Source organism: Photobacterium nomapromontoriensis, assembly GCF_050336815.1.
GTDB lineage: Bacteria > Pseudomonadota > Gammaproteobacteria > Enterobacterales > Vibrionaceae > Photobacterium > Photobacterium nomapromontoriensis.
In genome coordinates this window covers 61,301-85,384 of sequence record NZ_JAKJSL010000034.1, presented here as the reverse complement: position 1 = coordinate 85,384, position 24,084 = coordinate 61,301, and the positions used below count along the sequence as shown (strand labels likewise).

Below are 24,084 nucleotides of genomic sequence, written 5' to 3'. Positions count from 1 at the left end.
TATGGCATTTGGCTGTTGATTACCTCTGCATGGCTTCCTGATAAGTAATAGTGGCTAGGGGCGATGAGGGGTTGATATGCATCCAGCGACTTTTCAAGTTAACGATTATTTACAAAAAGGTCAAATTTTCATCAGCGGGTTAACAAGCGTGATGGGGATGAACGAGAAGCACGGGAGGGGGCATAAAAAAACCGACTCATGGGAGCCGGTTTATGGTCTGGGTTATCATGCCTTGTTAGGTATTTGATAGCATCAGAGAGTCAGCTTTTGCTTCGAGGTTGCTGGTCCCCATTAGGTAGGCATCAATTTCACGGGCACATTCACGTCCTTCATTGATGCAGCGAACGACCAGTGACTGACCAGTACGCATATCACCTGCGGCGAATACACCTTGTTGGTTAGTCGCAAAACCCGTTGTTGCGACATTACCACGTTCATCTAAGGCGATCCCGAGTTGGGCAAGGACACCACTTGGTTCCGGATGGAGGAAGCCCATCGCGAGGAAAGCCATATCACACGGGATGATACGCTCAGAGCCTGCGACTTCAGTAAATCCTGGGCGCTCACCCGGCTTGGCTTCATCCCACTGGATATCGGCAATGCGCAGCGCCTTAACATTACCGGCTTCATCGCCAATGAATTCTTTGGTCAGAATATTCCAGTGGCGTTCACACCCTTCCTCGTGAGAGGTTGAGGTTTTCATGATCATCGGATAAGACGGCCAAGGTTGGTTTGCCGGGCGTTTTTCCGGTGGGATCGGCATGATCTCGACTTGGGTGATGCTGGTTGCGCCATGACGGTTGGATGTTCCCACACAGTCAGAGCCTGTATCACCACCGCCAATCACGACCACATGTTTACCTTTCGCATGGATTTCCTCGGTCTGAAGATCCATATCGTTGGCACGGCGGTTGTTCTGGGCCAAGAACTCCATTGCAAAATGGACTCCTTTCAGCTCACGGCCGGGGATGGACAGGTTACGAGGTACCGTTGAACCACCTGTTAGTAATACGATATCAAAGTCTTGTCGTAGCTGCTGGGCATTAAGGTTAACGCCGACATGGGCGTTAACTTCAAAAATGATCCCGGCTTCTGCCATGAGGTTGATTTTGCGATCAATGATATCCATCCCTAACTTGAAGTCAGGGATCCCAAAGCGCAGTAGGCCGCCTACTTTTTCATCGCGCTCAAAGACAGTCACGCAATGACCGGCACTGTTAAGCTGCTCCGCTGCTGCCAACCCTGCAGGGCCGGAACCGATGATCGCAATAGTTTTTCCGCTGCGTACCCGTGGCGTCTTGGGTTTGGCATAGCCTTCTCGGTATGCCGTTTCTACGATGGTTTTCTCGATATTACAGATGGTGATCGGGTCTTGATTGATTCCTAGCACACAGCCGCTTTCGCACGGCGCGGGACAGACTCGACCGGTAAACTCCGGAAAGTTATTGGTCGAGCTGAGTATCTGCCATGCTTCTTCCCAGCTATCGCGGTATACCGCATCATTAAACTCGGGAATGATATTACCGATCGGGCATGCGTTGTGGCAAAACGGTACACCACAGTCCATACAGCGAGAGGCTTGTGTATTGATCTTATTGCCGAACTCTGCGTTCAGGACAAATTCCTTATTGTCCTGGATGCGAACACTCGGATCGATTTTGCTTGGCAATTCACGGCCAAATTCCAAAAATCCAGTAGGCTTACCCATTGATGGCCTCCAACTCTTCCTTGTTATCTGCTTCCGCTTTCCGCTTCAATAGCACGGCTTTGTAATCTCTTGGCATGACTTTGACCATCTGTTGCAGATTGACATCGAAGTTTGACAGGAAGGTTTGTGCAACCGTACTTCCCGTCAGTGCAACGTGCTTGGTCAGCATGTCATGCAGGAGATCTTGGTCTTCTTGCTCGATAGGGTCGAGATCCACTAACTCCGGGTTGAGCTTTGTGTCGAAGTCACCGAATTGATCCCACACATAGGCCACGCCACCGCTCATCCCAGCGGCGAAGTTACGCCCTGTTTGCCCTAGAATAACCGCGACCCCCCCCGTCATGTACTCACAGCCGTGATCACCGACGCCTTCCACAAGGACGCGGGCTCCGGAGTTACGCACACAGAAACGCTCGCCAGCCATACCTCGAATGTAGGACTCACCGGAGGTTGCGCCGTAGAAGCAGACGTTACCGACCACGATGTTATCTTCTGGGATAATATCGGACTTGGCATCAGGATAGAGTACTAGCGTACCGCCTGACAGGCCCTTACCCCAGTAGTCGTTGGCATCCCCTTCTACTTCAAATTTAACGCCTTTCGCTAAGAAGGCTCCGAAGCTCTGACCGGCTGAGCCGTTGAACTTGATGGTCATTGGCTGTGGCAGGCCGTTATCTTTGTAAATCTTCGAGATTTCATTAGACAGCATGGTACCGGCACTGCGGTCGGTATTGATGATATCAAACTCGGCATTGACGGATTTGCCTTCATACAGGGCAGGAGCGGCCACTTCGATCAGCTTACGGTCGAGGACAGATTCCAGATTGTGGTTCTGTTGACGTTGGTTATACACACCATCTTCAGTACGGGCGGGTTCAACAAACAATACCGGGCTGAGATCCAAGTTTTGGTATTTCCAGTGGCCGATGTTGTCACGGATTTTCAGTTTCTGTGACTGACCAACCATCTCATCAATGGTACGGAAACCAAGTTCTGCCATGATTTCACGTAAGCCTTCAGCCATGTATTGGAAGAAGGTCACGACATCTTCGACGCGGCCGTCAAAACGCTCACGGAGTGTCTTGTTCTGGGTGGCGATGCCGACCGGGCAAGTATTCTTGTGACACTTACGCATCATGATACAGCCTTCGACGACGAGTGCCGCTGTGGCGACGCCCCATTCCTCAGCACCCAGCAGGGTGGCAATCGCAAGGTCGCGTGGCGTTTTCATCTGGCCATCAGACTGGACGACAATACGGTTACGCAGGCCGTTCTTGAGCAGGGTCTGGTGGGTCTCGGCCAGTCCCAGTTCCCACGGCAAGCCAGTATGGCGGATAGATGACATCGGTGATGCCCCTGTACCACCATCAAAACCGGCAATCAGGACTACATCGGCTTTGGCTTTCGCCACACCAGAGGCAATCGTACCGACCCCAGCTTCAGAAACCAGTTTGACGTTAACGCGACCAGCACGGTTGGCATTTTTCAAATCGTAGATCAGCTGAGCCAAATCTTCGATGGAATAAATATCATGGTGTGGTGGTGGTGAAATCAGGCCGACCCCTGGGGTTGAGTGACGCGTTGCCCCGATCCAGTCATCCACTTTGTCGCCGGGTAGCTGCCCGCCTTCACCGGGCTTCGCCCCCTGAGCCATCTTGATCTGAATTTCGTCAGCATTGGTCAGGTAGTAGGATGTGACGCCGAAACGGCCTGATGCGACCTGCTTGATGGCAGAGCGTTCCCAATCGCCATTGTCTTTCTTTTCGAAGCGGGTTGGGTCTTCGCCCCCTTCACCTGAGTTTGACTTAGCCCCAATGCGGTTCATCGCAACGGCTAAGGTCGAGTGTGCTTCGTAGGAAATGGAACCAAAGCTCATCGCACCGGTGGCAAAACGTTTGAGGATTTGCTCAATCGGCTCGACCTCTTCCAGCGCAATAGCGCCGGCAGGGTTGCGAATAAATTCCAGCTGGCTACGCAAGGTTGCTGCGTTATCCCCCTGATCATCGACCGCTTTGGCATACTGTTTGAACTGACCAAAGTCTTTTTTACGGGTTGACTCTTGCAGCAACGAAATGGTTTCTGGGTTGAACAGGTGCTTCTCGCCGCGTTGTTTCCATTGGTAAACCCCGCCAACATCGAGCATCTGGATTGGCACTTCACGGGTTGGGTAACCCAAGCGATGCCGGATCAGGACTTCTTTGGCGATATCATCGATAGTCAGGCCTTGAATACGCGAAACGGTACCCGTGAAGTATTTATCGACGACAGCCTTGCTGATCCCAAGAGCTTCAAAAATTTGCGCACCATGGTAAGACTGCAGGGTCGAAATTCCCATCTTGGAGAAGATTTTCAGCAGTCCGCCATTAATTCCTTTTCGGTAATTATTGAACAGCGTTTTGGTCGGTAACTCAGGATCAAGCTTGCGCTTTTTCTGCAGATCAACAATGGTCTCGGTGACCAGATATGGGTTCACCGCGTTAGCACCATAGCCAACGAGAGTCGCAAAGTGGTGGGTCTCACGTGCGTCACCGGTTTCAACTACGATGTCACATTTTGCGCGCAGGCCTTTGCGGATCAGGTGGTGATGAACCGCACCCACTGCTAGCATTGCAGGGATAGCGGCATGGTTGGAGTTTACAGCACGGTCGGTCAGGATAATAATGGAATAGCCATCATTGACCGCATCTTCCGAATACTGACAGATGCGCTTGAGCGCACGCTCTAGCTTACCGGGTTCACCACTGGCACGGAATACGATATCCAGTGTTTTGGCTTGAAGGTGTTCGTTATCAATAGCACGCAGCTTTTCCAGTTCGGCATTACTAAGAACCGGGGATTCCAGTTCGACTTTTTGGCAATGCTCTGGGGTTTCGCTGAGCAGGTTTTGATCTTTACCCAAGTAGGTGTTGAGCGACATCACCATGCGTTCACGGATCGGATCGATCGGTGGGTTGGTGACCTGAGCAAACAGCTGCTTGAAGTAGTTAGACAGGTGTTGTGACTGATGAGAAAGTACCGCCAGTGGCCAGTCAGCCCCCATTGCACTGAGTGGTTCGTAACCTGTTTTGGCTAGCGGAACGATGATTTCGTTCACTTCTTCTGAGCTGACACCGAATGCTTGTTGGTGGTGCAACAGGCGTTCAGGGGTTGGCTGGTGGTGCATGTTATCCGCTTCAGGCAAACCTTTGAGTGTCAGTAGATTGTCTTTAATCCACTGTTCATAAGGTTGTGCGGAGGCGATCCCGTCTTTGACTTCTTCATCAGAGATGATTCGGCCTTGCTCAAGATCGGCAACGAAGATCCGCCCTGGTTGCAGGCGACCACGAAACTGGACATTTTCTGGTGCGATATCGACCACGCCAGATTCGGATGCCATGACCAGGAAGTCATCTTTGGTCACGGTATAGCGAGATGGGCGAAGGCCATTACGGTCGAGGGTTGCCCCCACCTGTACGCCATCCGTAAAGCAGACGGATGCCGGGCCATCCCATGGTTCCATGACGTTAGCATGATATTGATAGAAGGCTCGGCGTTTAGGATCCATGCTCTTGTTTTCTTGCCAAGCTTCAGGGATTAGCATCATCAGTGCATGAGGCAGGCTACGACCAGACAGGACCAGTAGCTCTAGCGCCATATCAAAGTTTGATGAGTCTGAACTGCCTTCTTGGCAGATAGGCAGCAGCATGTCGATTTCTTGCTGGCTAAAGAGGTCCGATTCCAAGATCGCTTCACGAGCCTTCATCCAGTTCAAGTTACCGCGAACGGTATTGATTTCACCGTTGTGGGCGATGTAACGGAAAGGCTGAGCCAGACGCCAGCGTGGGAAAGTATTGGTCGAAAAGCGGGAGTGTACCAGCGCCAGCGCGGTAACCATGGACGGGTTTTGTAAGTCGAGGAAGTATTGAGGAACTTGCTCGGTGGTTAGTTGCCCCTTATAAACCAACGTCTTGTATGACAGAGAGTTGATATAGAAATCATCGCCGATATTAGACACGCTTTCCAGGCAGACTCGTACGGTGTAATTTCGTAAGACATATAGCTTGCGTTCTAGTACGGCCGCATCGAGGTTGGCTCCGCCAGAAATAAAGACGTGCTCAAACTGCGGTTCGGTGCTGAGTGGGTCTTCACCAATCATTGAGTTATCAACGGGGAGAACACGGTAACCAATCACATCAAGGTCGAGACGTTTGGCGTTTCGTTCTAGAATATCGCGGCATTGTTGACGTTTATGTTCGTCTTTAGGAAACAACACCACACCGACACCATACTGGTCGAAGGCGGGTAGGCGAATGCCTAACTTAACAGTTTCCTCTAGGAGGAATTCATGGGGTTTTTGTAGCAGAATACCTGCGCCATCACCACTGCTAGGATCGCAGCCCTGACCGCCACGATGTTCCATTCTAGCCAGCATATCAAGCGCTTGGGTGACTATTTCATGGGATTTGCGGTTCTTCAAGTGGGCCACAAAGCCGATACCACAGGCATCGTGCTCTAATTCAGGCACATAAAGTCCCTGAGCATTCAGCTCTTGATCTGTCATAGATACTTCCTTCCAGTTTCTACAGGTACCAATCCAGGTATCTGAGTTATCCCTAATTCTGTTTTGCATCCACTGACTACCTATATGGACTCCTGTCCGGCAGTCTGGATGGGGTTTGCTGTGGGATGATGTTGTAAATCAATAGCAAACTAAACTCTGTAGCACTCCTGCTCTGGTATTCAAAAGCACTACAGATTTGAGGGATTGCGACATATTTCACTCTATAGATGAGGATTTTAGTCACAATTATTGTTCATAAATTGCACACAGCTGTAACTATCCTACATTTTTGATTTATTAATTACCAACAAAAGTTAGTCATTTAAGGTCATAAAATGTATCTCTCTGAATTAAACAGTAAAGATTATGAGTAATTATTCGATAAGTTTGGTCATTATGAATAATAGCGAAAATATCACGCTTGTATCGGGCGTTGGCATGTTTAATTTCGTTAAGGCCTGCCGTCAGGCGTTTTGTTGCTTATTTTCATGAGAGGCGGCGAGATAAATTCCCGTTTTTTTGCTTTTGCACAACAAAGAGGCTGGCTATCGGTGCTAACCTTTGCCGCTTTTTTCAACACACCCATTAACCACTAGGTGACATAATGCAGTTGCATGAGCTCGTTAATACGTTTGGCCAGGATTTACAGCGTCGCTATGGAGAGAAGGTACACAAACTGACACTACATGGTGGGTTTAGCTGCCCCAACCGAGACGGAACGATTGGCCGTGGTGGCTGTACATTTTGTAATGTTGCCTCGTTTGCCGATGAGCAGGCGCAGCATCAACCTATCACTGAGCAGCTTGCCCTACGAGCAGGAGAGGTTAACCGCGCGAAGCGCTATCTGGCTTATTTTCAGGCATACACGAGCACGTATGCTGAAGTGCAGACGTTAAAGGCGATGTATGAAGAGGCTCTGAAAAGTGCCGATATTGTCGGGTTATGTGTTGGTACGCGACCAGATTGCGTTCCCGATGAGGTGCTCGAATTGCTGGCAGGTTACCGTGAACAAGGTTATGAGATTTGGTTAGAGCTGGGGTTACAAACCGCAAATGACCGAACATTGAAACGGATTAACCGCGGTCATGACTTTGCGTGTTATGAGAAGATAGCCAAGCGTGCTCGGGCACTGGGATTAAAAGTGTGCGCCCATTTGATTGTGGGTCTACCGGGTGATACCAAAGCCGATAACCTTGATACCATTCGTCGTACTGTGGCAGCCGGAGTCGATGGGATAAAGCTTCATCCGTTACATATTGTGGAGGGCAGTATCATGGGACTGTCGTGGAAGGCTGGCCGATTAGCGGAGCTCAGTTTGGATGAGTATACTGATATTGCATCAGAGATGATCCGCCTGACACCCCCTGATGTGATTTTCCATCGTGTATCAGCCAGCGCCCGTAAGCCAATGTTATTAGCTCCTGCATGGTGTGAAAACCGTTGGCTGGCGATGACCGATATTGGTCGAAATTTAGACACTTATGGCGGGCAGGGGTCAGCGTTGGCACTGCCATTCGTTTATCAACCACTGATCCGCAATACGCCAAAGTGATGTTCCCGTTTGGGCTTTATTGGGGAGCTTAGGTATCGCTTAGGAAGTATGATAAGTTACCCATAATATTATTCACAAATCAAATTGCATACCTATGTCTTGTCGGGAACCTCTGATAGTCACGACTGTATTGCTGGGGGGGGGCGTGTCCTCTCCCGCATTTGCGGTTGATGCTGTATCACCATCCGAAAATACGGCCTTGATTGTTGCTTTGTTACTGCTGGTTATTGTGATCAGCTGTGGCCTACTGGCATTGGTACTTCACCATATTGAATCCAGTTCATTTCGCAAGTTGCGTAGATTGCTGACTCTGATCCCTGTTGCTGTTGCTGTTGTCCGTGATAAAGATGGGCAGTTGATCTACGGTAATCAGTCATGTCGAGAATTGCTTGGGGTACGTAAGTTAAACGGTCGCTACCTCTATCCAGATGATCTTAGTGCGAAGATGATGCGTGATTGCTTGCGTCCACTCAGCCATTTAGCCAGTTTTAAAAATGCGATAGATGAAATCCCGATAGCGAATGGGAAAAACGTAACATTGATGATTACGGGCCGGCCGCTGCGTTGCAACTGGCGGCGTTGTTGGTTGCTTTTTATTACCAATGCAAAACCGCAACAGGATAAACAGATCACTCTCGAGCAAGAGCAGCGAATCTTTCAACAAGTACTTAATTCATTGTCAGAGCTGGTTTATTTTCAGAATAAGAACGGTGATCTGATTGGCACCAATAAAGCCTTTGACCGATTCTGGCGAGGGCGGATTGATGAAGGTTTAAGCTGTGAGCATGAAGTGGGTGTGGTAGGGAATACAGCATCGCATTTTTGGACCACGGCGCCGGATGGTTCAAGTCGGCTACTAGAAACAAATCGCAACTTGTTAATTGATGATGCTGGCAAGGCCATCGGCACATTGAGCATTAGCCATGATGTGACAGATTGGCATGATATGCAGGAAGTGCTTAAAAGCGAAATAGAAAAGCGAGAGATCACGGAACAAGAGCTGGCTCAGCGTAACACGCTGCTTGATACGATTCTTGGTGCCAGTCAGGATCCTATCGGATTGTATAATGAGCATGGTGTGTATGTGGGATGCAATGAAGCATTCGCCCGTTCTTTAGGGCATACGCAACAGAGTTTATTGGGTAAAACGACCGCTGAAGTGCTCGAACCGGAGCAGTTGGAAATCTACAACCAAACTGATCAGCAAGTGATTGAGCAGGGGATTTGTGTCAAAGCGGACGATTACGTGATTTTGGCTGATGGCACGCCGGTGTGGTACGAAGTACAGAAAACGCCCTACCGTGATCCGACCGATGGTACAGCCGGGGTGTTGGTCATGGCTAGGGATGTGACAGAGCGCCGGATGACGGAGCAACAGCTGGCAGACGCTATAATGGAACTGCAAGAATTGAGTTTTGTTGATAGCCTGACCAAGGTCGCCAATCGCCGCAGTTTTGATGAGCAGTTACGTAAATTGTGGCTTGGCCATATTCGCGGTCAAAATCCGCTAACGCTTATTCTGTGTGATATTGATTTTTTTAAAGCGTTTAATGATAACTATGGTCACCAGCAGGGTGATGTCGCTTTACAAGCCGTGGCGAATGCGCTGCGCAGCGTGATCAAGCGTGAAACGGATGAGGTTGCTCGTTATGGTGGTGAAGAGTTTGCCATTTTATTGCCTAATACCGACCTTCATGGTGGGGAAATTGTGGCAGAGAAAATCCATCAAGCATTGGCGCAAAAAAAGGTTACACATCATTATTCGGAGGTTGATGAGCAGTTGACGGTGAGTCTTGGGATCGCGACGGTCACGCCGTCGAAAAACCAGGATTATGGTACTTTGGTCGGTATGGCTGATGTGGCCTTGTATAAGGCCAAGGCCGCCGGACGAAATTGTACTATGACGATGTCTACCAATAATGAATTGTGACCATAAAGCCTGCATCTGCAGGCTTTATTTTTATGTCCCCCCAAGTTATTTCACGATGTTGGCTTTAGGGGTCACTAGGGACGGTTGGTAATGAGTCAATTATTGTGAGGACTTGCCGAGTATTACACGGAAGTGACTTGGGCTAAGCAGACGGGTCATTTATGATGGATATAGCCGTAGTGAATAGGATTGAATGATGAAACAAATCAAAGTGCTGGCACAATTTTATGTCGACTTGTTAGTGAGGCTAGGGTTAGTGAGGTTCAGCTTGCTGCTGGCTTTGGCTTTGGTCGCGCTTGCGGTTGTGGTTCAGGTTGGGGTCACGCTGATATTGCAAGGTGAAGTGCATAACATCGATATCGTGCGTTCGGTGTTCTTTGGTTTGTTGATCACCCCATGGGCGGTTTATTTTCTTTCTGTGGTTGTCGATCAACTGGAAGAGTCTCGGCAACGGTTGTCTAAATTGGTGACCAAGCTGGAAGAGATGCGTTCTCGTGACATGCAATTGAATATGCAACTACAGGAAAATATCAGCCAACTTAATCTTGAGATCGAAGAACGAGAAAAAGCTGAAGAGGCACGCCAGGAGGCGATGCAAGATCTAGAGAATGAAGTTTACCAGCGGGAAAAAGCCCAGCTTGAACTGGCGAAACAGAGTGTATTACTCAAATCATTTCTCGATGCGTCACCGGATCTGATCTATTACCGTAACGAAAAAGGCGAGTTTTCTGGGTGTAACCGGGCGATGGAGGAGCTGACCAACCGGAGCGAGAAACAATTGGTTGGCTTGACCCCGTGGGATGTGTATAGCGAGGATGTGGCTCGTAAGATTGCGGAGACGGATCAACAGGTTTCTCAACAGAATGTGTCGCTGACTTATGAACAATGGCTAGAGTATCCCGATGGGCGTAAGGCGATATTTGAATTGCGCAAAGTGCCATTTTATAGCCGAGAAGGACAGCGCCTTGGGCTGATGGGGTTTGGACGAGATATTACCGAGCGTAAGCAATATCAAGATGCTCAGGAAAAAGCCAGCCGAGATAAGACTGCGTTTATCTCTACTATTAGCCATGAGTTACGGACACCACTGAACGGCATTGTCGGCCTGAGTCGGATGTTGCTCGATACGGCGCTCAATGATGAACAGCGGGGGTATATGCGCACCATTCAGGTGAGTGCAATCACTCTGGGGCATATCTTCAATGACATTATTGATATGGATAAATCGGATCGTCGTCGCTTAGAGTTGATGCCAAAGCCATTGGATTTTCATGAGTTCGTGGATGAAATGGGTAACATTTCGGGTTTGATGACTGAGCAAAAGGGGTTGCGTTTTGATCTGGAGCGCCTGACGGATCTACCTCGTAGTATTGAGGTAGATGGTACGCGTCTGCGCCAAGTGCTATGGAACTTGATCAGCAATGCGACTAAGTTCACCAAAGACGGTGGCGTGGTGATGTCGGTGACCAGTGAGGTGGTTGATCATCTCGCGCATATTACCTTTGAAATTGAAGACAGCGGGATAGGGATCCCTGAGGGCGAGATGGATAAGATTTTCGCCATGTACTACCAGGTAAAGGATGAAAATGACAATCTTCATGCTGTTGGAACCGGTATTGGTTTAGCGGTTTCACGTCAATTGATCCAGATGATGGGGGGGGATATCACCGTCAGTTCCGACGTGGGTGAGGGCAGTACCTTTACCGTGACCTTGACGGCACCTGTGGTCGAGCTGGCTGAAGAAGAAGAAATCATGCCAGTAGAAGAGCAGGTTGGCCTGCATATTTTCATGGTGGAAGACATTGAGCTGAATATCACTGTCGCCAAGGCATTACTGGAAAGTTTAGGCCATGAGGTAACGGTCGCAATGCGTGGCGAAGAAGCGTTGGCGATGTTTGATCCAGAGGCTTATGACTTAGTGCTTCTGGATATTCAGCTGCCTGATATGAGCGGGTTTGATATCGCAGCTAAATTGCGGGAGCAGTATGATGACTTGCCGGCATTGGTTGCGCTAACGGCTAATGTGGTTAACGACAAGAGCGAGTATATGGATAAGGGCATGGATGATGCCCTGAGCAAGCCATTGAGCGTCAAGGCGATTACTGAGGTGATCCAGCATTTGGTGCTGACGTGCTCTCTGGATGAAGAGGACGATGACACACTGGAAGCGCATGAAACCGTGAGTGAGGATATGATAAATACCTTGCTGGACCTGGATATGCTGAGCTCTTATGTTGAGATTGTTGGTCCTCAACCGGTGTATGCCAGCATCGCGATGTTTGAGGAAAAAATGCCGGAATATATCGCGATACTCGACTCCAATATGGTTGCTAAAGATCAAGATGGTATCAAGTTTGAGGCGCATAAAATCAAAGGCGCAGCGAGTTCGATAGGATTAAAACATATTCAGCAGGTTGCTCAGAAAGCGCAGTCACCGGAATTACCGGCATGGTGGGAAAATATCAATGACTGGGTCGATGAAATCAAGGAGGGCTACCAGAATGATCTACAGGTATTGAAAAGCTGGTTAGCGCAACAAGGGGGAGAAAGATGAAAGTATGGAGCAAAACATGTTGGATAATGGCAGGCCTGATGTTGTTGATGGGGTGTAATGATGCCTCAGAGGGGGAGTCGGTGACGGAATCAAAATCACAGAAGCAAGTGACAAAACCCATCGGTCAAGCCAGCGGAAGTAAGGTCGCCCCCGTAGCATTACCGTCGAGCGTTGATATCTGGCAATCGCCGGAAGAAATCACCCTTGCCGGCGTAACGCTTTATCTGGGCAGTGAGCTCTGGCTCAATAGTATGCCGGTTATTGGTGATGACGGTACCCAGCCCGCGATGAAACTGTTTGCTGCGGTACGTGTACTGACGCGTGACATAAAGCCTCTGCCTAAAGGGGTTGAGGTGACCCAGGTATTGCTTGAGCAAGATAAGCAGCAATGGCTGGTTCAGCAGGATTTGGAAGTGAGAGCCAATGATGATAAGAGCTTGGAGCTGGCTCTACGTGGTGGCCCTGAATGGCTATCTGGTAGCAAAGTTGATGTGGCAGTGACGGTGCTTTATCAGGGGAAAGAACAGACGTTAGTACAGAAGGCGGTGCTAATTAGCCAAGTATTCTAATCTTGATCTGAATAAGGCGTTAATCATTGTTGCTGATTAACATTGCTGAATGGTCAGATAAACAAAAAGGCTCCCAGGGAGCCTTTTGGCATTGAGATTGTCGGGAAGCTTATTCGTCTTCCAGATCACCGCAGAAACGGTAGCCTTCGCCATGGATGGTGGCAATGATTTCTGGGGTATCAGCTACTGATTCAAAGTGTTTACGGATACGGCGAATCGTTACGTCAACAGTACGGTCATGCGGCTTGAGTTCGCGGCCCGTCATTTTCTTCAGTAGTTCAGCACGAGTCTGGATTTTGCCTGGGTTTTCACAGAAGTGAAGCAGGGCACGGAACTCAGAGCGAGGTAGCTTGAACTGATCACCGCTTGGGCTAACCAGTGAACGGCTGTTGATCTCTAGTGACCAGCCGTTGAACTCATAACGCTCAACCAGACGCTTGTCTTCTGTTGGCAAACCTTGGTTCATCGCACGTGTTAGCAAGTTACGCGCACGGATAGTTAGCTCACGAGGGTTGAATGGTTTGGTAATGTAATCATCTGCACCAATTTCCAGACCCAAGATCTTGTCAACTTCGTTGTCACGACCAGTTAGGAACATCAGTGCCATATCGCCTTGTTCACGTAGTTCACGTGCTAGCAATAGGCCATTTTTACCTGGTAGGTTGATATCCATGATCACAAGGTGAACAGGGTGCTCTGACAACATTTGGTGCATTTCAGCACCGTCATTAGCTTCAAATACGGTGTAACCTTCTGCCTCAAAAATGCTCTTCAAGGTGTTACGTGTTACGTGCTCGTCTTCTACAATTAGAATGTGAGGGGTTTGCATTGGCAGTACCTAATTTCAAAAAACTGAATCTGGACAAAAACAGAATAGTTAAATTCTATAAAAAAATTCACATACAGGCAAAATATTGGGAAAAATACGTGTTATATCGTATTTATCTTGCCTGCTTGGTACGCCATCCATTAATCCAGCTCATCATCAGGTGATTGCTTGTTGCTGAAAAAAGCCCTGATTAGGGGGCATTGGCTACAATTTCCGTGGGATGGCGACAATTGTATTCACTTAACAGCTCGCTAACAATATTTGGGTTTTATTTCCGTACGGCTTTCGAACATTTTCTTGATTTATGTCAAACAGAATGAAGCGTATTACGATTCTTCACTTTGTTTAACATTCGCTACAAAAAAAAACCTTGTGTCGAAGTTGACTCGATTTTCATGTGAAAATGTTTGGAGAAACTGTAGCTACTAGTCGATTGTTTTTAATCTTTGGCAACACACCATTTACCCAAGATTGTAATTTTAACAGCATTAACACTGAGACGTATTGTCATTGGTAACACTGTTTAGGTGATTGTCTGGGCTTTTTCTACACTGGAAGTAAGTAAAGTATGAGAATTGAGTAATGATAACAGGGGGAGCGCTATGAATAAGAGTCGGGGATTGAAAGATTTAACACCGGATCTGTGTGATCACTTTGAGCAGGATGTGCGTTGGTTACCGTTGGCATTGAATGATTACGGTGGTCGAGGGGTGTTTTATGGTGAAGTTGTGACCTTACGTTGTTTTGAGGACAATAGCTTGGTCCGGAATATTATTGCTCGACCAGGTAAAGGGAAAGTACTGTTTATTGATGGCCATGGTTCCTGTACCAAAGCGCTATTGGGGGATCAGCTGGCGATGCTGGCACTGAAAAATGGTTGGGAAGGGATCGTGATCCATGGTGCGGTTCGGGATGTCGGGGTGATGGCGACATTTGATATTGGGGTGAAAGCATTGGGCACCTGTCCGATCAAAACGCTAAAGCGTCAGACTGGTGAGGAAAATGTGACCTTAATCGTGGCCCATACTCTGATTTATCCCGGTGACATGGTATATGCTGACCATAACGGTATTGTTTTTAGTAAGCACAGTTTGGATTTGTCAGTGTTATAGCGCCTAGTGCTTAAAATTTAGCACCTAGCACCTAGCACCTAGCACCTAGCACCTAGCACCTAGAACCTAAAACCAATGCCCAACTGGTAGACTTGCTCTAGTGATTCGTAGTCCATTGTTGCATGGAGATTAAGGTGTTCGGTAAGATCGTACTGGCTCGACACTTCAACGCTGAGCACGGTATCTCGGTTTTGGGTTTCAGAAGAGACGGCACTGTGTAAGCTTAGGCGTGGAGAGAGGGTGTATTTCACTCCAGAGAGTAATCCTCGAGTGGCGGATTGGCTATCATTGCCACTTTTGAGTCGAGTACTGAGATAGAGTGCGGTATTGTCTGAGAGAGAGTAGGTATAGCCACTGTCGATTTGCCACAGATCAAACTGCCCAGCCCCCCGAGATTGGGACGAGAGGAACCAGCCTGATGATGCGTTATCATCAAACGTGTTGAGAATTCCATTTCTGTCTGCTGCTGTTGTTGGTAATGCCACTACCAGCAGGGCAACTGTGATTAGCAATAATCGCATCAATCACCTTCCCTGTTATTTTTAGGATTAATTTGTCATTGTTATGCCACAAAATAATACTAGGCCAGCTTGGGTGAAAAAGACATCTTCAATTATTATTGATGTGGCCTGAAATCACAGTTTTATTTCGGGCAAAGCTTTGAGTCTATGTTGATCTCGATAGGGATAAACATCCTCAAAGATCCCATTGTTGATATTGCGTTGCAGTTGCTGCCAATACGCCGGATCAAATAAATCGTGGTGTAGTTCGTTGAACAGTGCTCTGACTTTTGGGTTGATTAATAAAAAAGTTTTAAACTCTTCCGGAAATACGTCATTTATTCCGACGCTATACCAGGGCTCTGCCGCCATTTCATCTTCAGGATAGCGTGGTGGTGGGATCCGTCGAAAGTTCATCTCGGTCATGTAACTAATTTCATCATAGTCATAGAACACCACCCGTTTATGTCGCGTGACGCCAAAGTTTTTGAATAACATGTCACCTGGAAAAATGTTAGCTGCAGCAAGTTGCTTGATGGCTTTGCCGTATTCATCAACGGCGTGGCGGAGGTCATCATCATTGGCCTGTTCGATATAGAGGTTGAACGGGATCATACGCCGCTCGGTATACAGATGCTTAATGATGATTTGACTGTCAGTGACGGTGATAATTGATGGGGCAACCTCAAGTAGTTCGTCGAGCAGCTCCTGACTGAAGCGGTGTCGGTCAAAGCTAAAATTACGGTATTCCTGCGTATCGGCCATCCGGCCGACCCGGTCGTGTTCTTTTACTAGCCGGTATTTTTCTCTGACCACTGCGTGATTTATGTCTTTTTGTGGCGCAAATTTGTCTTTAATGACTTTAAAGACAAAGCCATAGGATGGCAGCGTGAACACCGACATCACCATGCCTTTGATACCGGGGGCGAGGACAAATAGATCATCAGAGTGCTCAATGTGATGAAGAAATTCGCGGTATAGTTCGGTTTTACCATGCTTTTGGCAGCCAATAGCCGTATATAACTCTGCTTTGGTTTTATTGGGGATTAATTCACATAAAAACCTTACCAGAGCCGCGGGGGCGGGGGCATAGACCATGAAATACGAGCGGGCGAAGCCGAATAGGATGCTGACATCATCAACATCGCATAAGCAGGCATCAACATAGAGCGTATTTTCTGCGGTGGTTAAAATCGGTAAGATCAGCGGGTAACTGTGGTGCTCATCGAGTCGAATACGACCAATGAGATAGGCGGCTTTATTGCGAAAGAAGGGCTCTCGGATCATTTCGATTATGGGTGATGATGCATTGAGAGTTGCGATTCGTTGGTTTAAACATTGGCTAAGTAAACCGATATCTCGTGGTTTATCCTGCCAATCTAAGCTGAATGGACTGTCATCCAGTATGCGTTGGATCAGGGTCTCGATACCGGCCCCTGTATTGTAGAGCCGAGTCAGAGCGGTGGGATAGGAAGGTATGCGACCTTCTTGTGAGCTATGTACGAATAATTTGTCGCGGTTAATATCACGGTGATCAAAAATTCGGCAATAGACAGAATTAAAGAAACTTTCTGCTATTTCATAACGGGGATAGTCAAGGAGTAAATCTTCATAGGCGTTTTTAACCGCCATTAGGAAGGTTTGATTGGCATAGCGTTGTCCCAGCATGATATTGATTTGGCTGGTTACCAGCGCAACATGATGGTCATAGAAGGTAATGCGGGTTTTTAGGGCTTGCTGTACCGCAGGCCAGTCTTGTGACTCAAATCGTTCCTGCGCCCCAGCAGTGACATCGAGGAAGCGGCCATACATGGCATCAAAGCCTTGCAAGATAGTATGAGCGACTAATTGTTCCATTGCTGTTGCCATCCGGGATCCCTCCGAATTTTAATAGATCAGAGCTTGAGCTGGGCTTTCTCCCAAAATGCACGTTGAGTTGCTGGTATATATATCAGCAAAGCGCGGTGATATTAACCCTATATACTATGCATGCAGATAGCGATTAGTGCAATTTTTATACTGATTTGGGATGCCAGAATGACGCATTTTTACTCGTAGTGTAATAAAAATATTCGAATCGGCGTAAATTGCTGGTTGACTCGCCATAGGGATTCCGGTAAACGTAAATAAGAAGTTTTTTTGGGTTGCGTTTCAGGAACACTATGTATTACGTCATCAGCACAACCACCATTATTATTACCGGCACCATGGTTGCTGGGGTGGGCTGATGCGCAAATGAATTGCAAGGAAAAGCCCACATCCACCCCGATGTGGGCTTTTTTTTAACCTGTCATTTTATTCTCTTGGGGCATGATGCCCTGGAGCAAGGTTTAGGAAGCTGGGAGTAGGGAATGCGAGTATTAAAATTTGGCGGATCATCATTGGCTGACGCTGATCGCTTTGCACGAGCGGCAGATATCATCGTCAATAATGCCCAGCAGGGCGCGGTTTCGGTGGTGCTATCAGCGCCTGGTAAAGTCACCAATAAATTGGTTGCCGTGATTGAAAATAGTGTCCAGCATGGCGAAGCCGAGTTGCAATTGCAGGATTTGGAAGCAGTATTTACGGCGTTGTTTTCGGGATTAAAGGCTGTCGAACCAGCCTTTGACAAAGTTGCCCTTGACGCTAAGCTCACGAGTTCGCTCGGTCAGCTCAAGCAGTATGTTCATGGTATCAAGCTGCTTGGCTTATGCCCGGATAATGTTTACGCAAAAATCATCAGCAAGGGAGAGCGCCTTTCAATTGCAGCCATGCAATCATTGTTGCAGGCCAGAGGTCAGGCAGCCAGCTTGATTGATCCTGTTGCTTATCTGCTGGCTGAGGGGGATTACCTTGAGGCACATGTTGATATTGAAGCCTCGACCCAAAACTTCCGTAATCATCCACTTACCGACGGCCATGTGCATATCATGCCTGGCTTTACTGCCGGTAATGAAAAAGGCGAATTGGTCACATTGGGCCGAAATGGCTCTGATTACTCCGCCGCCGTTTTGGCCGCATGTTTACGTGCTGAATGCTGCGAAATTTGGACTGATGTTGATGGCGTTTATAGTTGCGATCCTCGTCTGGTGCCCGATGCCCGTTTACTGAAATCCTTAAGTTATCAAGAGGCGATGGAGTTGTCTTATTTTGGTGCATCGGTATTGCATCCGAAAACCATTGCCCCGATTGCTCAGTTCCATATTCCGTGTTTGATTAAAAACAGTTTTAGCCCGCAGGGGGCTGGTACCTTAATTGGCCTTGATACGGGTGAAGATCAACTGGATATCAAAGGGATCACGACCCTTAACAATCTCACCATGGTTAACGTATCGGGGCCTGGAATGAAAGGCATGGTCGGGATGGCCGCCCGTGTATTTGGTGCGATGTCATCAGCAGGGGTTTCCATTGTGTTGATCACTCAGTCGTCATCTGAGTACAGTATCAGCTTCTGTATTGAGAGTGAGGATAAGCGGGTTGCCCAGCAGGCATTAAAAAATAGTTTCGAGCTGGAACTTAAAGAGGGACTGCTTGAACCTGTTGAGTTTATGGATCAGGTGGCGATTGTTACGTTAGTCGGAGATGGTATGCGTACTTCTCATGGCGTAGCCTCTCGGTTCTTCACCTCATTGGCTGAAGTGGATGTCAATATTGTCGCGATTGCTCAGGGATCGTCTGAGCGTGCCATTTCAGCCGTGATCCCAGCCGATAAAGTCTCGGTCTCGGTGAAAGCGTGTCACGAGAATTTATTTAACAGTCAGCATAACCTCGATGTCTTTGTGATTGGTGTCGGTGGGGTCGGTGCGGCGCTAGTGGATCAGGTACATCGTCAGCAGGCAAAACTTGCTGATAACGGTATTGTGATCCGAGTTTGTGGACTGGCAAATAGCAAGGGGTTGTTGCTCGATAGCAATGGCTTGGATCTCGAAAATTGGCGTGACCTCATGGGGCAGGCTTCTGAGCCTCTTAATCTGGCCCGAATGATTCAACTGGTTAAACGTAATCACATTATCAACCCCGTGATCATTGACTGTACTTCTGACCAAGGGATCGCTGAGCAATATACCGATTTCCTCGCCTCTGGTTTTCATGTAATCACCCCCAATAAAAAAGCGAATACTGCCAGCATGGCGTATTACCAGCAGTTGCGTCAGGCTGCGCGTTCGACTCGCCGGAAATTCATGTATGACACCACCGTTGGTGCGGGACTGCCAGTGATTGAAAACTTGCAGAATTTATTGGCGGCCGGGGATGAATTATCACGGTTCTCGGGCATTTTATCCGGTTCAATGTCGTATATTTTCGGCAAGCTTGATGAGGGCATGAGTTTCAGTGAAGCGACCACGGTCGCGCGAAATAATGGTTTTACCGAACCCGATCCTCGAGATGATCTCTCTGGGATGGATGTTGCCCGTAAATTATTGATCCTTGCCCGTGAGGCGGGAATGGTACTGGAGCTGGAGGATGTAGTCGTTGAACAAGCGTTGCCACCGGGTTTTGATGCTGGTGGTTCTGTGGATGCCTTCATGGCACGCTTGCCTGAGGCTGATGCCTATTTTAGTCAGCTTTCGGCGGATGCGGCAGCAGACGGTAAAGTTCTGCGCTATGTGGGTGAAATCGATAATGGCATATGCAGCGTTAAGATTGCAGCCGTGGATCCGGATGACCCAATGTTCAAGATCAAGGATGGCGAGAATGCATTGGCTTTCTATAGCCGCTATTACCAACCGATTCCGTTAGTGTTGCGGGGTTACGGTGCTGGTACTGAAGTGACGGCGGCAGGAGTATTCGCCGATCTGATGCGGACGTTAGGCTGGAAATTAGGAGTTTAAGATGAGTGTTGTTGTATATGCACCAGCCTCTATTGGCAATGTTAGCGTCGGTTTTGATGTGCTGGGGGCTGCAGTGTCTCCTGTTGATGGGACGTTACTAGGTGACAGAGTTCAGGTTGATGCGGGCTCGCAACCATTTACGCTTACCTGTGTCGGGCGTTTTGTTGATAAGTTACCGGCTCAAGCAGAAGAGAATATCGTCTATCGTTGCTGGCAGGTGTTTGCCCGCGAGCTAGACAAAAAGGGACAGCGTTTAAAATCTGTGGCGATGACCCTTGAGAAAAACATGCCGATTGGTTCCGGCCTCGGCTCGAGTGCCTGTTCGATCGTTGCCGCTCTTGATGCGCTGAATCGTTTCCATGATCTGCCGCTCAATGAAATGGAATTGCTGGCATTGATGGGGGAGATGGAAGCGGAGATTTCCGGCAGTCTGCATTATGACAATGTCGCGCCTTGTTACTTGGGCGGGCTACAGCTCATGGTGGAAACAATGGGGATCATTAGTCAGCCAGTGCCTTGCTTTGATGAGTGGTATTGGGTGATGGCTTATCCGGGGATCAAAGTGCCTACGGCTGAAGCACGGGCCATTTTGCCCTCTCAATACCGCCGTCAGGATGTGGTTGCGCACGGTCGCTACTTAGGTGGTTTTATTCATGCGTGTCATTCTCAGCAACCTGAGCTAGCAGCAAAAATGATCAAAGATGTGGTCGCAGAACCGTATCGTGAACGTTTACTTCCTGGTTTTGCGGATGCGCGGCAATATGCGCTAGAGGCCGGCGCATTGGCTAGTGGGATCTCTGGCTCCGGACCGACCATGTTCAGTGTTTGTGATGACTTAGACGTGGCCAACCGTATTGCACGATGGCTCCAAGAGCATTATGTTCAGAATGATGAAGGATTCGTCCATGTTTGTCGGTTAGACGGACAGGGATCAAAAGTAACAGGAAGTGAGCTGTAACCATGAACTTATACAACTTAAAAGATCACCAAGAACAAGTCTCATTCGGTCAGGCGGTCCGTCAAGGATTAGGCCGTAACCAAGGGTTATTTTTTCCATCGGCATTACCTGTTTTTGATGATATTGAATCGCTGTTAGCGCTGGATTTTGTCAGCCGTAGCAGCAAAATACTCTCCGCTTTCATTGGTGATGAACTGGCTCAAGATACCGTTAGCCAGATGGTCACCAATGCATTTCAGTTCTCAGCCCCTGTGGCAGAGGTGAAGCCGGGGATTTACGCACTGGAATTGTTCCATGGACCGACCTTGGCCTTTAAAGATTTTGGCGGTCGCTTTATGGCACAATCATTGGCAGCGGTATCAGACAGTGATGGCAAAATCACGATTTTGACGGCCACGTCTGGCGATACAGGGGCTGCCGTTGCCCATGCTTTTTATGGTATGGACAATATCAAGGTCGTTATTCTCTACCCGAAAGGTAAGATCAGCCCTTTACAGGAGAAAATGTTCTGTACGCTCGGCGGGAATATCACCACCGTCGCGATTAACGGCACCTTTGATGACTGCCAGACATTGGTCAAGCAGGCCTTTGATGATGCACCGCTACGTCAGGAGATAGGACTTAATTCGGCTAACTCCATTAATATCAGTCGCTTGATGGCGCAGATTTGCTATTACTTTGAAGCGGTGGCCCTGCTACCCAGAGATCAGCGTGAAGAGTTAGTCATCTCGGTACCCAGTGGCAACTTTGGTAACTTGACCGCAGGTTTATTAGCGAAGGCCATTGGCTTGCCAGTGAAGCGCTTTATTGCTGCAACCAATGTCAACGATACCGTTCCTCGCTACCTGCAGACGGGAACCTGGGCGCCAGAGCCGACAGTTGCGACCATTTCAAATGCGATGGATGTCAGCCAGCCGAATAACTGGCCGCGGATTGAAGAGTTATGCCGTCTGAAGGGCTGGGGGCTTGATGAGTTGGGTTACGGTGCAGTGACAGATGAGCAAACCGCAGCGACCTTGATCGAGATGAACCAAGTGGGTTATCTGTGTGAGCCTCATGGTGCCATTGCCTACCGGATCCTGACTGAGCAACTGGTCGAGGGAGAGACGGGTCTGTTCCTCTGCACCGCACATCCGGCTAAATTTAAGGAAGTGGTGGATGATATCCTCGCTAAGGATATTGAGCTGCCAGGGCCTCTGGCCAAGCATAATGTGATGGAACTGCTATCACTTGAGCGTGATAACGATTTTGACCAGCTGAAAGTTGTATTACGTGATGTACAGTAAGCCGTAAAAGATAGACACACAAAGGGAGCTATTTCGGCTCCCTTTGTTATATCGCAAGGTGTAAATTCAGATATAAAAAAAACGGCATCATTGATGCCGTTTTTTATGCTAACAGGGTGTAATAATTACAGGCTGTTAGTGAAAGTACGAGCGATAACGTCTTTCTGCTGTTCTGTAGTTAGCGAGTTGAAACGAACCGCATAGCCAGAAACACGAATAGTTAGCTGTGGGTAGTTTTCAGGGTGTTCAACTGCATCTAAAAGCGTTTCACGCTTAAGTACGTTTACGTTAAGGTGCTGACCGCCTTCAATTTTAGCTGGTGCTTCGATTGGCAGTTCGCGAAACTCGATGTCGCCCAGGTCAGAAGTGGTTACAACTTGGTCAGCTTCGAAGCCAGCAGCCGCTGCAACACAACGAGCTTCGTTCTTCTCGCTGTCTAGTAGCCAGATTGAATTTAGTAGATCGTCGTTTGCCGCTTTAGTAATTTGAATACCTGTGATCATGACTTTCTTCTCCAGAAGGATGTTGTTAATTTTTAGATTTTTTCGTTGAGTTGCGTATTATATATCTCGATGGTGATTATTGTGTATTGATTTAGATCAAATTACAACAAAAAACCTTAAAAACTTCAGGGCTGTTTTGTTGAGCTAAGTCAATTAACCCTCATATTTATTGATACTATTCAAATAGTTTATCAATTAAAAAATAATTGAAACGATCATTTGTAGTAAAATTACATCAAAATTTAGCTTAAAAAAGCAACGATCGCCGTGCTTATGGGCGTTGTAGAAAGGTGTTTTGTTGCCTTCGGTGTTGGTTAGCAACAGCTAAATGAGTTAAAAAAATAGAGAGTAGATAAGTAATGAAATTGATTGGAGCTCATGTTTCAGCAGCGGGAGGTGTACATTTTTCACCTGAGAATGCTCACCAGATTGGCGCCAATGCGTTTGCGCTATTTACCAAAAATCAGCGGCAGTGGGTGGCCAAGCCTCTTGAGTACGATGTGATTACTGCATTTAAGGCGCGCTGTAAGCAATACGGTTTTAGTGCTGATGCGATTTTGCCGCATGATTCCTATTTGATTAATCTGGGCGCCCCTGAGGTTGATAAGCTGGAAAAATCTCGGGCTGCATTTATTGATGAGATGCAACGGTGTCAGCAACTAGGATTGACGTTACTGAATTTTCATCCCGGTAGTCATTTGAAAAAAATCAGTGAAGCAGATTGTTTAGCATTGATCGCCGAGTCTATTAATTTAGCTCATCAACAGGTACCTGATGTGATTGCGGTGATTGAGAACACCGCAGGTCAGGGTAGTAATTTGGGTTGGCGGTTCGAGCACTTGGCTCGCATTATTGAACAAGTGGAAGACAAAACCCGAGTGGGAGTGTGTATTGATACCTGCCATACATTTGCAGCCGGCTATGATCTGCGTACGGAAACAGCAACTGACCTGACGTTTACTGAGTTTGATCACGTGGTGGGGATGCAGTATTTGCGCGCGATGCACTTGAATGATTCGAAAGGTGGTTTGGGCAGTCACCTTGACCGTCATCACAGCCTTGGTGAAGGTGCGATTGGCTGGGATTGCTTCCGTTATTTGATGCAAGATAGCCGCTTTGACAACATGCCATTAGTATTAGAGACGATTAATCCAGATATTTGGCAGCAGGAAATTGCGACGCTGCGCTCGTTTATTCCGGCACAGTAAAGTACCTTGGTGCGGGTTCAGTCA

The 24,084-nt window shown here is 47.9% G+C and carries 16 protein-coding genes and 1 other annotated feature; of the genes, 10 read left to right on the top strand and 6 right to left on the bottom strand.

Going from position 1 to position 24,084, the window contains the following annotated elements; genetic code table 11:
- Window positions 1-76: 76 nt before the first annotated feature.
- Window positions 77-247: a hypothetical protein gene (locus L4D12_RS15005; RefSeq protein ID WP_428448656.1), complete on the top strand. Its 171-nt coding sequence runs from the start codon at window positions 77-79 to the stop codon at window positions 245-247.
- On the opposite strand, the gene L4D12_RS15000 is transcribed toward L4D12_RS15005, so the two are convergent.
- Together L4D12_RS15000 and gltB are read right to left on the bottom strand one after the other, a co-directional pair.
- Window positions 236-1,708: a glutamate synthase subunit beta gene (locus L4D12_RS15000; RefSeq protein ID WP_428448655.1), complete on the bottom strand. Its 1,473-nt coding sequence runs from the start codon at window positions 1,706-1,708 to the stop codon at window positions 236-238. The two genes, L4D12_RS15005 and L4D12_RS15000, sit on opposite strands and share 12 nt — an antisense overlap.
- Entirely contained in the window at window positions 1,701-6,248 is a 4,548-nt protein-coding gene (gltB, locus tag L4D12_RS14995; protein WP_428448654.1) for a glutamate synthase large subunit, read from the bottom strand. The genes L4D12_RS15000 and gltB overlap by 8 nt, the downstream gene beginning before the upstream one ends.
- Window positions 6,249-6,852: 604 nt before the next feature.
- On the opposite strand from gltB, the gene mnmL reads away from it, so the two are divergent.
- The 4 genes from mnmL to L4D12_RS14975 all read left to right on the top strand — a co-directional run bounded on the left by mnmL (window position 6,853) and on the right by L4D12_RS14975 (window position 12,853).
- Window positions 6,853-7,800 (top strand): tRNA modification radical SAM protein MnmL/YtqA, encoded by a 948-nt coding sequence (mnmL, locus tag L4D12_RS14990; RefSeq protein WP_428448653.1) that lies wholly within the window; start codon window positions 6,853-6,855, stop codon window positions 7,798-7,800.
- A gap of 94 nt (window positions 7,801-7,894) precedes the next feature.
- The gene (locus tag L4D12_RS14985) at window positions 7,895-9,730 is read left to right on the top strand and encodes a diguanylate cyclase domain-containing protein (RefSeq protein WP_428448652.1); all 1,836 of its coding nucleotides are present in this window, start codon (window positions 7,895-7,897) and stop codon (window positions 9,728-9,730) included.
- Between the two features lie 196 nt (window positions 9,731-9,926).
- Window positions 9,927-12,284, top strand: coding sequence for an aerobic respiration two-component sensor histidine kinase ArcB (gene arcB / locus L4D12_RS14980; protein ID WP_428448665.1), 2,358 nt, complete (start codon window positions 9,927-9,929; stop codon window positions 12,282-12,284).
- On the top strand, window positions 12,281-12,853 hold the full coding sequence (locus tag L4D12_RS14975; RefSeq protein WP_428448651.1) for a hypothetical protein: 573 nt from the start codon (window positions 12,281-12,283) through the stop codon (window positions 12,851-12,853). Before arcB ends, L4D12_RS14975 begins: the two co-directional genes overlap by 4 nt.
- Window positions 12,854-12,962: 109 nt before the next feature.
- Here the strand turns inward: L4D12_RS14975 and arcA are convergent, their stop codons facing one another.
- A complete protein-coding gene (arcA, locus tag L4D12_RS14970) occupies window positions 12,963-13,682 on the bottom strand; it encodes a two-component system response regulator ArcA (RefSeq protein ID WP_428448650.1) in 720 nt (239 codons plus the stop codon).
- A 620-nt stretch (window positions 13,683-14,302) separates the two neighbouring features.
- Between arcA and L4D12_RS14965 the strand changes: the two genes are divergently transcribed.
- Entirely contained in the window at window positions 14,303-14,794 is a 492-nt protein-coding gene (locus tag L4D12_RS14965; protein ID WP_428448664.1) for a putative 4-hydroxy-4-methyl-2-oxoglutarate aldolase, read from the top strand.
- A gap of 59 nt (window positions 14,795-14,853) precedes the next feature.
- On the opposite strand, the gene L4D12_RS14960 is transcribed toward L4D12_RS14965, so the two are convergent.
- Window positions 14,854-15,315, bottom strand: a complete 462-nt coding sequence (locus L4D12_RS14960; protein ID WP_428448649.1) for a hypothetical protein — start codon at window positions 15,313-15,315, stop codon at window positions 14,854-14,856.
- Window positions 15,316-15,429: 114 nt separating this feature from the next.
- A complete protein-coding gene (aceK, locus tag L4D12_RS14955; RefSeq protein WP_428448648.1) occupies window positions 15,430-17,163 on the bottom strand; it encodes a bifunctional isocitrate dehydrogenase kinase/phosphatase in 1,734 nt (577 codons plus the stop codon).
- Between the two features lie 297 nt (window positions 17,164-17,460).
- Window positions 17,461-17,579, top strand: a sequence feature (Thr leader region).
- Between the two features lie 66 nt (window positions 17,580-17,645).
- On the opposite strand from aceK, the gene thrA reads away from it, so the two are divergent.
- The 3 genes from thrA to thrC are packed head-to-tail and all read left to right on the top strand — an operon-like array spanning window position 17,646 to window position 22,349.
- Window positions 17,646-20,105 carry a bifunctional aspartate kinase/homoserine dehydrogenase I gene (gene thrA / locus L4D12_RS14950; protein WP_428448647.1) on the top strand — a complete coding sequence of 820 codons (2,460 nt, stop codon included), beginning with the start codon at window positions 17,646-17,648 and terminating at the stop codon, window positions 20,103-20,105.
- 1 nt (window position 20,106) lies between these two features.
- A complete protein-coding gene (gene thrB / locus L4D12_RS14945; RefSeq protein ID WP_428448646.1) occupies window positions 20,107-21,063 on the top strand; it encodes a homoserine kinase in 957 nt (318 codons plus the stop codon).
- A gap of 2 nt (window positions 21,064-21,065) precedes the next feature.
- Window positions 21,066-22,349 carry a threonine synthase gene (gene thrC / locus L4D12_RS14940; RefSeq protein WP_428448645.1) on the top strand — a complete coding sequence of 428 codons (1,284 nt, stop codon included), beginning with the start codon at window positions 21,066-21,068 and terminating at the stop codon, window positions 22,347-22,349.
- Between the two features lie 125 nt (window positions 22,350-22,474).
- Here thrC and grcA read toward each other — a convergent pair whose 3' ends face one another.
- Window positions 22,475-22,852: an autonomous glycyl radical cofactor GrcA gene (gene grcA, locus L4D12_RS14935; RefSeq protein WP_428448644.1), complete on the bottom strand. Its 378-nt coding sequence runs from the start codon at window positions 22,850-22,852 to the stop codon at window positions 22,475-22,477.
- Between the two features lie 359 nt (window positions 22,853-23,211).
- On the opposite strand from grcA, the gene nfo reads away from it, so the two are divergent.
- Entirely contained in the window at window positions 23,212-24,060 is an 849-nt protein-coding gene (nfo, locus tag L4D12_RS14930) for a deoxyribonuclease IV (RefSeq protein ID WP_428448643.1), read from the top strand.
- The last annotated feature ends 24 nt before the right edge of the window (window positions 24,061-24,084 follow it).

Excerpts from the sequence above, each read along its gene's own strand:
- L4D12_RS15005 (WP_428448656.1), top strand. The coding sequence starts at position 77 with ATGCATCCAGCGACTTTTCAAGTTAACGATTATTTACAAAAAGGTCAA.
- L4D12_RS15000 (WP_428448655.1), bottom strand. The coding sequence starts at position 1,708 with ATGGGTAAGCCTACTGGATTTTTGGAATTTGGCCGTGAATTGCCAAGC.
- gltB (WP_428448654.1), bottom strand. The coding sequence starts at position 6,248 with ATGACAGATCAAGAGCTGAATGCTCAGGGACTTTATGTGCCTGAATTA.
- mnmL (WP_428448653.1), top strand. The coding sequence starts at position 6,853 with ATGCAGTTGCATGAGCTCGTTAATACGTTTGGCCAGGATTTACAGCGT.
- L4D12_RS14985 (WP_428448652.1), top strand. The coding sequence starts at position 7,895 with ATGTCTTGTCGGGAACCTCTGATAGTCACGACTGTATTGCTGGGGGGG.
- arcB (WP_428448665.1), top strand. The coding sequence starts at position 9,927 with ATGAAACAAATCAAAGTGCTGGCACAATTTTATGTCGACTTGTTAGTG.
- L4D12_RS14975 (WP_428448651.1), top strand. The coding sequence starts at position 12,281 with ATGAAAGTATGGAGCAAAACATGTTGGATAATGGCAGGCCTGATGTTG.
- arcA (WP_428448650.1), bottom strand. The coding sequence starts at position 13,682 with ATGCAAACCCCTCACATTCTAATTGTAGAAGACGAGCACGTAACACGT.
- L4D12_RS14960 (WP_428448649.1), bottom strand. The coding sequence starts at position 15,315 with ATGCGATTATTGCTAATCACAGTTGCCCTGCTGGTAGTGGCATTACCA.
- aceK (WP_428448648.1), bottom strand. The coding sequence starts at position 17,163 with ATGGCAACAGCAATGGAACAATTAGTCGCTCATACTATCTTGCAAGGC.
- thrA (WP_428448647.1), top strand. The coding sequence starts at position 17,646 with ATGCGAGTATTAAAATTTGGCGGATCATCATTGGCTGACGCTGATCGC.
- thrB (WP_428448646.1), top strand. The coding sequence starts at position 20,107 with ATGAGTGTTGTTGTATATGCACCAGCCTCTATTGGCAATGTTAGCGTC.
- thrC (WP_428448645.1), top strand. The coding sequence starts at position 21,066 with ATGAACTTATACAACTTAAAAGATCACCAAGAACAAGTCTCATTCGGT.
- grcA (WP_428448644.1), bottom strand. The coding sequence starts at position 22,852 with ATGATCACAGGTATTCAAATTACTAAAGCGGCAAACGACGATCTACTA.
- nfo (WP_428448643.1), top strand. The coding sequence starts at position 23,212 with ATGAAATTGATTGGAGCTCATGTTTCAGCAGCGGGAGGTGTACATTTT.